At 60.1% G+C, this 719-nt stretch carries 1 protein-coding gene; it reads right to left on the bottom strand.

Features of this window, described 5'->3' with window-relative positions:
• A partial coding sequence (locus ACOCD2_RS23900) for an IS1380 family transposase (RefSeq protein WP_419626277.1) occupies positions 1-719 on the bottom strand: 719 nt, incomplete at both ends.

Raw genomic sequence — 719 nt, 5'->3', positions numbered from 1 at the left:
CGGGCACAGTAGCGTTCTTCGTAAAGCGACTGGGCATCGGCCTCGTTGGAACTGAGGCTGGTAACGACAAAACGCGGATTGGCCTTGCCCGGCAGGTATTCCGCCTTGCCGATCACTCGCCGTTCACAGGACCAGGATTTGCGCGTGCGATAGCGGAAGTCGCGGAAACACCGGGCCGCCTCGCCGGTACACTCACAGGCCAGGCGTGCCGCTTCCATCTCCTTGCTCAAGGCCCGTTGCAGGCGCTTGTTGCGCGCCAGACCCAGAACATAGCCTACGTCATTGGCTTCACACCAGGCCATGATCGCATCTCGGCAGAAACCCGCGTCTGCGCGAATGATGATCCGTGTCTTTGGCCAACGTGCGCGGATCTGACCCACGATGCGTTGCAACTCGTCCACACTGCCTGATGAGGCATCCTTGTCCGCTGTGCGCAACCGGGCGCACAGCAGGTGCTCACCACTGAAGATGTACAGCGGAAGATAGCAATAGCAGCGGTAATAACCGTGGAAGAACCGCCCTTCCTGCTGACCGTGCAGCGGATCGTCGGTTGCATCCAGGTCGAGCCAGATCTCTTGCGGGGGCTTGCGGTACGACTCCAGGAAAAGATCAACCAGCAATCGATCCATGGCGTCACTATCCGCGGCAATCCGCTTGTAGCGGTCTGATGTGGCCGACTCCGGTAGGCCCAACTCAAGACGATTGAGGGTGCTCGAGGC

The organism is Thiolapillus sp. (assembly GCF_048562965.1).
Classification (GTDB): domain Bacteria; phylum Pseudomonadota; class Gammaproteobacteria; order Chromatiales; family Chromatiaceae; genus Thiolapillus; species Thiolapillus brandeum_A.
The sequence above is the reverse complement of the archived record's forward strand: the minus strand, read 5'-3'. Positions and strand labels throughout refer to the sequence as shown.